Origin of the sequence: Nocardioides sp., assembly GCF_034670285.1 — a bacterium.
Taxonomy (GTDB): domain Bacteria; phylum Actinomycetota; class Actinomycetes; order Propionibacteriales; family Nocardioidaceae; genus Nocardioides.
This window is the reverse complement of sequence record NZ_JAXMNS010000124.1, coordinates 1-9,097: the sequence shown is the minus strand read 5'-3', so window position 1 is coordinate 9,097 and position 9,097 is coordinate 1. Positions and strand designations below refer to the sequence as shown.

At 70.6% G+C, this 9,097-nt stretch carries 6 protein-coding genes; all 6 read left to right on the top strand.

Annotation, left to right across the window (positions count from 1 at the left end; translation table 11 throughout):
• Positions 1-2,621, top strand: a 2,621-nt coding sequence (locus VOI19_RS08180) for a hypothetical protein (protein WP_323792472.1), incomplete at its 5' end; no start/stop codon positions are given.
• Positions 2,622-2,749: 128 nt separating this feature from the next.
• Positions 2,750-6,376: a heterodisulfide reductase-related iron-sulfur binding cluster gene (locus tag VOI19_RS08175; protein ID WP_323792471.1), complete on the top strand. Its 3,627-nt coding sequence runs from the start codon at positions 2,750-2,752 to the stop codon at positions 6,374-6,376.
• 115 nt (positions 6,377-6,491) lie between these two features.
• Complete coding sequence (locus tag VOI19_RS08170; protein ID WP_323792470.1) at positions 6,492-7,205, top strand: hypothetical protein; 714 nt, start codon at positions 6,492-6,494, stop codon at positions 7,203-7,205.
• Complete coding sequence (locus tag VOI19_RS08165; protein ID WP_323792469.1) at positions 7,189-7,365, top strand: hypothetical protein; 177 nt, start codon at positions 7,189-7,191, stop codon at positions 7,363-7,365. The genes VOI19_RS08170 and VOI19_RS08165 overlap by 17 nt, the downstream gene beginning before the upstream one ends.
• 68 nt (positions 7,366-7,433) lie before the next feature.
• On the top strand, positions 7,434-7,985 hold the full coding sequence (locus VOI19_RS08160) for a toxin-antitoxin system HicB family antitoxin (protein WP_323792468.1): 552 nt from the start codon (positions 7,434-7,436) through the stop codon (positions 7,983-7,985).
• A gap of 114 nt (positions 7,986-8,099) precedes the next feature.
• Entirely contained in the window at positions 8,100-8,939 is an 840-nt protein-coding gene (locus VOI19_RS08155; protein ID WP_323792467.1) for a DUF4097 family beta strand repeat-containing protein, read from the top strand.
• Positions 8,940-9,097: the final 158 nt, after the last annotated feature.

The following is a 9,097-nucleotide window of genomic DNA, read 5'->3' as shown; positions in this document are numbered from 1 at the left end:
CCCGCCGTCCGCTGCTGCGTGTCGCGCTGCCGCTCACGCTCGCGACCGCCGTGATCGTGTCCGCCTTCGCGCTGCCGTGGTCCGACGCCCCCGAAGCCCCGCGTCTGCGCGCCACCGACGCGCTCGCCGAGGCGGCGGCGTCGTCCGACCCATCGGCGCCCCACGTCGACCTGCCCGGGAGCGCCCTGCACACCCACGACCCGGCGTCGAAGAACGAGATCTCGCGTGGCGGCGAGGCGGTCTCGGCTGCGGCCGCCGACCCGACGACACCGCAGGAGCGCATCGACGCAGCGGCCTACGTCGAGTCCGAGCGCGCACTGCCCGACCCTGCGCTGACGACGATGTCACTCGATCGTCCGCGCGCCTTCAACCCCACCAACCGGTTCGAGATGGCCGGCGGCTGCTACACGCTGCGCACCGCCCAGGGCGCCTACGTGAAGGAGTCCGGCGACTCCATCGCCGTTCGCTCGATGCCACGGCGCAAGGCGAGCCGCTACACCTTCCAGGCCACCGGGCTGGGCACCTACCTGCTCTACGGCAACGGGCGCGACGTCATCACTGCCACCAAGGGCGGCGGCGTCACCCTCGAGACGAAGCCGAGCACCCGCGCCATCTGGATCGCCAAGGGCGGCAAGCCCACGCGAATCGGGGTCCGCAAGGACGCACGGCCGATCAAGCGCTACCGACTCAAGCTGCGCAACGGACCCGGGCTCAAGACCGTCAACGGCACCATCCGCACCGGCAACAAGCCCACCTACTTCGTGATCGAGCGGGTCAAGGGGTGTGCGAAGTTCCCCGAGGCCGAGGTCAACGTCGACGGGGAGCCGCACGCCGGCGTCAGCGACATCCAGGAGGTGCGCGGGTTCATCGATGCGCACACCCACGGGATGGCGTTCGAGTTCCTCGGCGGAAGCGCCCACTGCGGCCGCCCGTGGCACCGCTTCGGCGTCACCTACGCCCTGCGCGACTGCGCCGACCACACGGCGACCGGCGGCAACGGGGCGGTGCTCGAGGCGTTCCTGTCCGGTGAGCCCAGCCACGACCCGGTCGGCTGGCCGACCTTCAAGGACTGGCCCGCCCCCAACTCGCTGACCCACGAGGGCACCTACTACAAGTGGCTCGAGCGGTCCTGGCGCGGCGGCCAGCGACTCTTCGTCAACCTGCTGGTGGAGAACAACCAGCTGTGCCAGCTCTACCCGCTCAAGCGCAACAGCTGCGACGACATGGACTCGATCCGGCTCCAGGCCAAGGACATGTATCGCTTCCAGGACTACATCGACGCCCAGTGGGGTGGTCCCGGCAAGGGCTTCTACCGGATCGTGAAGACGCCGTTCGAGGCTCGACAGGTCATCAACGAGGGCAAGATGGCCGTCGTCATGGGCATCGAGACCAGCGTGCCCTTCGGCTGCACCTTCAAGTACGTCGCCGGCGACGACGTCCCCGAGTGCACGGCCGACGACATCACCGAGCAGATCAACGAGATGCACGCCCTCGGCGTGCGACAGATGGAGCTCGTCAACAAGTTCGACAACGCCCTGGGCGGAGTCGCCGGCGACGGCGGCGCCACGGGCATCGCGATCAACGGCGCGAACTTCCTCGAGACCGGCACCTTCTGGGACATGAAGACCTGCACCCCGGCCGACACCGAGGACTCCGACCGGCCCCAGGTCGCCTTCCCGGAGGTCTCCGCGGAGCAGCAGGACGCGCTCTTCGGGGCGATCGGCACGATCTTCGGCGGCGTCCTGCCGCCCATCCCGCTCTACCCGCCGCCCGCCCACTGCAACGACCGCGACCTGACCTCGCTGGGCGAGCACACCATCCGCACCATGGCCGAGCGGGCGATCCTCTTCGACCCCGACCATCTCAGTGTGAAGTCGCGCTCCACGGCCCTCGACGTCATCGACGAGATCGGCTATCAGGGCGTGCTGTCGAGCCACTCGTGGTCGACGCCCGACGCCTACGCCCGCATCTACGAGGACGGCGGCTTCGTCTCGCCGTATGCCGGCGACTCGACCGGCTTCGTCGACAAGTGGCGCCGCCACATCGGCTGGGCCGACGAGCGCTACTACTGGGGCATCGGCTTCGGGGCCGACATCAACGGACTCGGCGCCCAGGGCGACCCCCGCGGCGGCGACGTCGCCAACAAGGTCGACTACCCGATCACCGGTCTCGGCGGCGTGAGCATCGACAGGCAGCGCGCCGGCAAGCGGGTGTGGGACATCAACACCGACGGCGTCGCGCAGTACGGGCTCTACCCCGACTGGGTCGAGGACCTCACCCAGGTCGCCGGCGCGAGCGGTGGGCCGGACGACGCCGCGGCGATCTTCGACGACATGTCGCGCGGCACCGAGGCCTACCTCCAGATGTGGGAGCGGGCCTACGGCATCGCCCCTGACAGCTGCCGCAACCCCGACCTGCGCCTCGACGCGACCGAGGTCAAGCGGATCATCAAGCGCGGCATGCCCACCACCAAGGTGATGGCCCTCGTCGGCCAGCCCTACGAACGCCTCGGCTCGTCGTACGGCGTCTGCGCGCGCACCACCGGGGCCACCACCGGGTCGACGACCCTGGTGCGCATCGACTTCTCGGCCGATGGACGCGTCACGCGGGTGCGCACCTGAAATAAGTTACCTACGGGTAGGATCCATCTCACCCCAGGGGGAGCCTGACGGGGGCCTTATTGGCCCCCTAGGCTCGCCCCGTCCGTGGGTCGAGTCCGCGGCACGCAGTCCAACCGGGAGTTCATCGCATGTTTCAGATCTTCGCCATCGTCCTCTCCTTTGGCCTGACGGCCTGGGCAGTCGTCGCCGTCACCATGACCGTGCGGAAGGCGATCGGCGTCATGCGCGCCGGGCAGCCCGTCGTCGGCCGCCGCGACGAGCCGCTGCGCCGCACGATCACCATGTTCAAGGAGACGTTCGGGCACACCCGGATGCTCCAGTGGACCTGGGTCGGGATCATGCACTGGTTCGTCTACCTGGCGTTCATCGTGCTCTCGGCCGCAGTGGCCTCGGCCTACGTGCAGCTCTTCGACCCCGAGTTCGTGCTCCCGATCATCGGCCACTGGTATCCCGTCGAGTGGCTCTTCGAGCTCCTCGGCGTGCTCAGCACGGTCGGCATCGTCTTCCTGATCATCTATCGCCAGAAGCACCACCCCCGCAGTCTGGGCCGCGACAGCCGCTTCTTCGGCTCGCAGATGTGGCAGGCCTACTTCGTGGAGGCCTTCGCCCTCCTCGAGGGTGGCGCGATCCTCTTCATCCGCGGTGCGGAGTACAACCTCCTCCAGGCCGAGGGCGACGACTACGGCACCCGCGCGCACTTCCCGATCAGCTCCTACCTGGGTGACGCTCTCTTCTCCAACGACGTCGCCACCCTCGAGAACACCATCTTCGCGATCGCCCTCTTCAAGATCGTGCTGGCGATGATCTGGCTGCTCGTGATCGCCAAGAACATCGGCATGGGTGTCGCCTGGCACCGCTTCACCGCCTGGCCCAACATCTGGTTCAAGCGCGAGTCGTCGGGCCGGACCGCCCTGGGTGCCGTGAAGCCGCTCACCTCCGACGGCAAGGTCATCACGCTCGACGACATCGACGACCTCGACGAGGACTCCAAGCTCGGCGTCGGCGCCGTCGAGGACTTCTCGTGGAAGGGCATCCTCGACTTCAGCACCTGCACCGAGTGCGGTCGCTGCCAGTCGCAGTGCCCCGCGTGGAACACCGAGAAGCCCCTCTCGCCCAAGCTGCTCATCACCGCGCTGCGTGACGCGACGTACGCCAAGACGCCGTACCTGCTGGCCTCCGAGGACGAGCGCGAGGCGCTGCTCGAGGGCGACGCCGCTCTGCGCACCGAGGTTGAGCGTCCGCTCATCGGCGACACCGGCGGCCGCATGGACGGCCTCGAGGACGGCGAGTGGTTCTACAACCCGACCAACGGCGCCGCCGTGATCGACCCCGAGGTGCTGTGGAACTGCACCTCGTGCGGCGCCTGCGTGCAGCAGTGCCCCGTCGACATCGAGCACGTCGACCACATCATCGACATGCGTCGACACGCCGTCCTGGTGGAGTCGAACTTCCCCAGCCAGCTCAACGGGCTCTTCAAGGGCCTGGAGAACAAGGGCAACCCGTGGAACATGTCCTCCACGGCCCGCATGGACTGGGCCAAGGGCCTCGACTTCGAGGTCAAGGTCGTCGGTGAGGACCTCGACTCCCTCGACTCGGTCGACTGGCTGTTCTGGGTCGGCTGCGCCGGCGCCTACGAGGACCGCGCCAAGAAGACCACCCGCGCCGTCGCCGAGCTGCTCGACATGGCCGGCGTCACGTTCGGCGTCCTGGGCAACGGCGAGACCTGCACCGGTGACCCGGCACGACGGGCCGGCAACGAGTTCGTCTTCCAGGGCCTCGCCCAGCAGAACGTCGAGACGCTCAAGGAGTACAAGGTCAAGAAGGTCGTCTCGACCTGCGCCCACTGCTTCAACACGCTCAAGAACGAGTACTCCGAGTTCGGCATCGAGCTCGAGGTCGTCCACCACACGCAGCTGCTCAACCGCCTGGTGCGCGAAGGCAAGCTGACCCCGGTCAAGGACGGCGCGGGCGCGGCGAAGCGCTCGATCACCTACCACGACCCGTGCTACATCGGTCGCCACAACGGCGTCTACACCCCGCCCCGCGAGCTGCTCGAGATCCTCCCCGGCGCCGAGTTCGTCGAGATGGAGCGCAACTCCGAGCGGTCCTTCTGCTGTGGCGCCGGTGGCGCGCGCATGTGGATGGAGGAGAACATCGGGTCGCGGATCAACGTCAACCGCACGATCGAGGCCGTCGAGACCGGTGCCGACCAGATCGCCGTCGGCTGTCCCTTCTGCCGCGTGATGCTCTCCGACGGCCTCACCGCCCAGCAGGCCAAGGGCGAGGCCCGCGAGGAGGTCGAGGTCCTCGACGTCGCGCAGATGCTGCTGGCCTCGGTCAAGGGCGAGCAGGCCACCAAGCTGGCGCCCGGCGCCGGAGCTGCTGCCGCTGCGGAGGCACCCGCCGCGAAGGAGTCGGTGGCAACCAAGGCGGAGCCCGAGGCCGGCGACGTCACGCACGCCGACGAGGACGACACCGTGACCGAGACCGAGGACGCCGGCCCGCTGGCCAAGGCCTCGGGTGGCTCCTCGCTCTTCGACGACGCCGCGGACACCCAGGGTGAGACCGCCGCCGCGGACAAGGCGCCGAGCGAGGAGGCTGCGGCCGCCAAGCCCACCTCCTCCGGTGGATCGCTCTTCGACGTGGGTGACGACACTCCCGCCGAGGCCGAGTCGGCCACGACCGAGACGAAGCCCGAGCCCACCAAGGCCGAGGAGCCCGAGGCCGAGGGTCTCGGCGGCGGTTCGCTCTTCGACGTGGTCGGCAAGGAAGCCCCGAAGTCCGAGCCCGCCCAGGCGGAGCCCGAGGACGCCGAGACGGAGACCAAGACCGAGACGGCCGACAGCAAGCCGGCCGAGGCGAGCACAGACCTCGGCGGCGGCGGGTCGCTCTTCGATCTCGAAGCTCCTGCCGAGGCGCCTGCCGCCAAGGCCCCCGCTGCCGCTCCTGCTGAGGAGACGGCCGCCGAGACCGATGAGGCGGAGCCGAAGGCTGCTCCGGCTGAGCCGGAGGCGGAGGCCGCACAGGCCGAGCCCGCACAGGCCGAGAAGTCGGTGCCCGTCGCCGATCTCGGCTCCGGCGGGTCGCTCTTCGACATCGAGGCACCGTCCGAGCCCGTCAAGGCCGCCGCGAAGCCGGAGCCCGCAGCCGAGCCCGAGCCTGCAGAGCCCAAGGCTGCCGAGCCCGAGCCCGAGCCGAAGGCAACCGAGCCGGAGGAGGCGGCTGCGCCCGTGGCCGACCTCAACAGCGGAGGCTCGCTGTTCGACATCGCCGCCCCCACGCCGGCCGCGTCGAAGCCCGCCCCTGCAGCGGCTGCCGAGAGCCCGGCCGACCCGGAGCCGGAAGCGGCTGCGGAGCCTGAGGCTTCGGCGGCGCCGTCGAGCAGCACGATGTTCGACGCCGCTGCTCCCGAGGTAGCCGACGACGCCGACCACGCTGTCGAGGCCTCCGAGACCGCGTCGGCCACACCGGAGCCGGAGGCTGAGACTGCCCCCGAGGCCACACCGGAGGCTGAGACTGCCCCCGAGGCCACACCGGAGGCTGAGACTGCCCCCGAGGCCACACCGGAGGCTGAGGCTGACGCTGAGGCTGAGACTGAGGCAGCGCCGGAGGCCGAGGTCCCGGCCGAGCCCGAGCCGGAGAAGCAGCCCGAGGCGGAGAAGCCCGCGGCCCCCGCCGCCAAGAGCAGCGGCGAGGCACACGAGCCCCGCACGGATGCCGACATCAGTGAAGCGGGATCGCTCTTCGATCTCTGATCACGCACCGCACCAACGACGACGCCCGGACCCACGGTCCGGGCGTCGTTGCGTCTCCATCCCGACAGCGCACGCGGGCGGCGGAGTAGATTGCGGTTGTCGGCGTGGAGGCGAGATGGAGCATCAGGAGTACGTCGCAGCGCGGCACGCGCGCCTGGTGGAGCACGCCATCGAGCTCGGGTGGCCGCACCGGACGCGCCGGCCCCGTCGTTCGAGAGGCTCCCGCGCGCCGCGTAGCCGGCACGCCCGAACCACGCCGCAGACCCTGGACCCTGATCGCGGCGCCACGGTCGCGGTGCTCGCGATCGGCCTTTTCTGGGCCTGGCGACAGCAGCAACCCACCCTGGTTCCCTCGGTCTTCGCCTACGACGTCGACACCGCCACGCGCACGCTCGAGGATGCCGGCTACCGGGTCACGGTCGAGGCGACCGACGCGTGCGAGCCGCGCGGCCTCGCACTGAGCAGCGACCCCCAGGCCGGGAGCGAGCACGGTCGCGGGAGGGAGGTGCTGCTGCGCAGCGCGATTCCCGCCGGGCCGGCCTGTCTGGCGATATACAGGTTCCGCTCCGAGGCGTGGATGTTCGTGGCGTTCACGCGAGGCGGCGCGGCGCCGCCGTTCGCTCGCGAGGTGCGCGTCTACGTGGACGGCGTTCCCTCGACCCGCCTCGACGAGGGTGTCGCCACCGATCTGTCGGCCTGGGACGACATCCTGGCCCCGGTCGAGCGGGTCGCCACCCAGCTCGCCCCCCACCGCGAGCGGGATGCCTCGCCTCGTGGTCGACTCCGCCGTCCCGCCTGGGGCCAGGTGCGGCGTGCCGACCCCCGCTGAGCTCGTCGACCGGGTCGCCCTGCGGGTGTCGCTCGACCCGTCGCCGGAGGGCGAGGACGCGCCGTGCCCGGTGACGGTCGACCTCTACACCGACGACCTCAACCGGGTGGACGCCGTGTCGCTCTACTCGGGGACCTCGAGCGGCGACCCCGCCGGCTGATCGCCGACACCACCACCGTGACATCACAAACTGCTTGACGTGACACCACTGTGATGTCACGATGGTGCATGGACATCACCCCGTACGTCGACCACCTGCGCCGCGACCTCGTCGCCGCAGCAGAGGGGGCCGGCGACGAGCTGCGTCAGGCCGCCGAGCGACTGAGCTTTGCGCTCGACCCCGCCGCCCGGCTCGCACTCATGGAGGCCATCAGCCAGGCCTGCTCCGAGATCACTGCCGCGATGCCGGCAGGCGGCGTCGACGTACGTCTCGACGGACGCGACCTCGCCTTCGTGGTCGATGCGGCCCCGGCACCCGCACCCCAGCCGGCTCCCCAGCCGGACCCCGCGGAGGACGACGACGCGGATGCCGCGATGACCGCGCGCATCACGCTGCGCCTGCCCGAGTCGGTCAAGGCACGCGCCGAGGAGGCTGCGGCCGACGCCGGCCAGTCCCTCAACACCTGGCTGGTCAGCGCCGTGCGCGCCGCCACCCGCACCGGGGCGATCAACGTCGACCTCGACCTGTCCAGCCTCAGCCGGCACCTCGGCGACGCCTTCCCGTTCGGCGGCACCGGGCGCGGACACAACAGCACCCGCCGGATGACCGGCTGGGTCTGACCCCAGGCACCCACTCACTGACCCACTACCCGGGGCGGCCCACGGCCGGTCCCGCGGACGAGCACACCCTCAGCACCACCACCCGGCCTTTCCCGCACCTACCCAGGAGCCGTCATGAGCAGCAGCACCGAGAGCACCCGCAAGTTGGAGACCGTCGGCCCCCTCCACCTCCACGTCGAGAACGGGCGCGGCACGGTCGAGATCACCGCTGCCGACACCAGCGAGGCGACGGTGGAGGTCGTCGGACCCGACGCGGACGACGTCCGGGTCGAGCTCGACGGCGAGCGACTCGTCGTGGTCGTCCCCGACCGTCGCGGCGGCTTCCTCTCCGGGACCCGCCGCGTCGACCTCACCATCACCGTGCCGCGACACAGCGACCTCACGGCCAAGCTCGGCAGCGCCGACCTGGTCGGCACCGGCGAGCTCGACGCGACGTCGGTGCGCAGCGGGTCGGGCGACGTCTCGCTGGACGTGCTCTCGGGCCCGACCCAGGTCGAGACCGGGTCGGGCGACGTGCGCCTGCACCACGTCGACGCGCCTCTGCGCATCAAGAGCGGTTCGGGCGACGTGAGCATCACGCGCGCCGGCGCCGAGGTCACCGTCTCCACCGGGTCCGGCACCGTCGAGATCGGCGAGTGCCGTGGTGTCACCACGGTCAAGACCGGTTCGGGGGACCTCCGCGTCGGTCACGCGCACACCGACGTGGGCCTCGGCACCGGCAGCGGCGACCTCCTCGTCGACCGCGTCACGGCCGGGCGCATCCAGCTCAAGGCCGCCTCCGGCGACCTCCGTGTCGGCGTCCCGGCCGGCATCCCGGTGTGGACCGACGTCTCGACGGTCACCGGTCGGGTCCTCTCGACGCTCGAGGGGGCAGGCCAGCCCGAACCGGGGGCCGACTTCATCGAGATCCGCGCCCACTCCGTCAGCGGCGACGTCGAGCTCCAGCAGCTCTGAGCCCGCACCACGTCGCGACCACCTCACCAGACAGCCAGACAGCCAGCCAACCAGCCAGCCAGTCAGTCAGGAGAACCTCATGGACGACCACCCCAGCCTGCTCCCCTACGAGGCCCGCCACGTCATCGACCAACGGCTGCGCACCGCAGCCGAGGCCC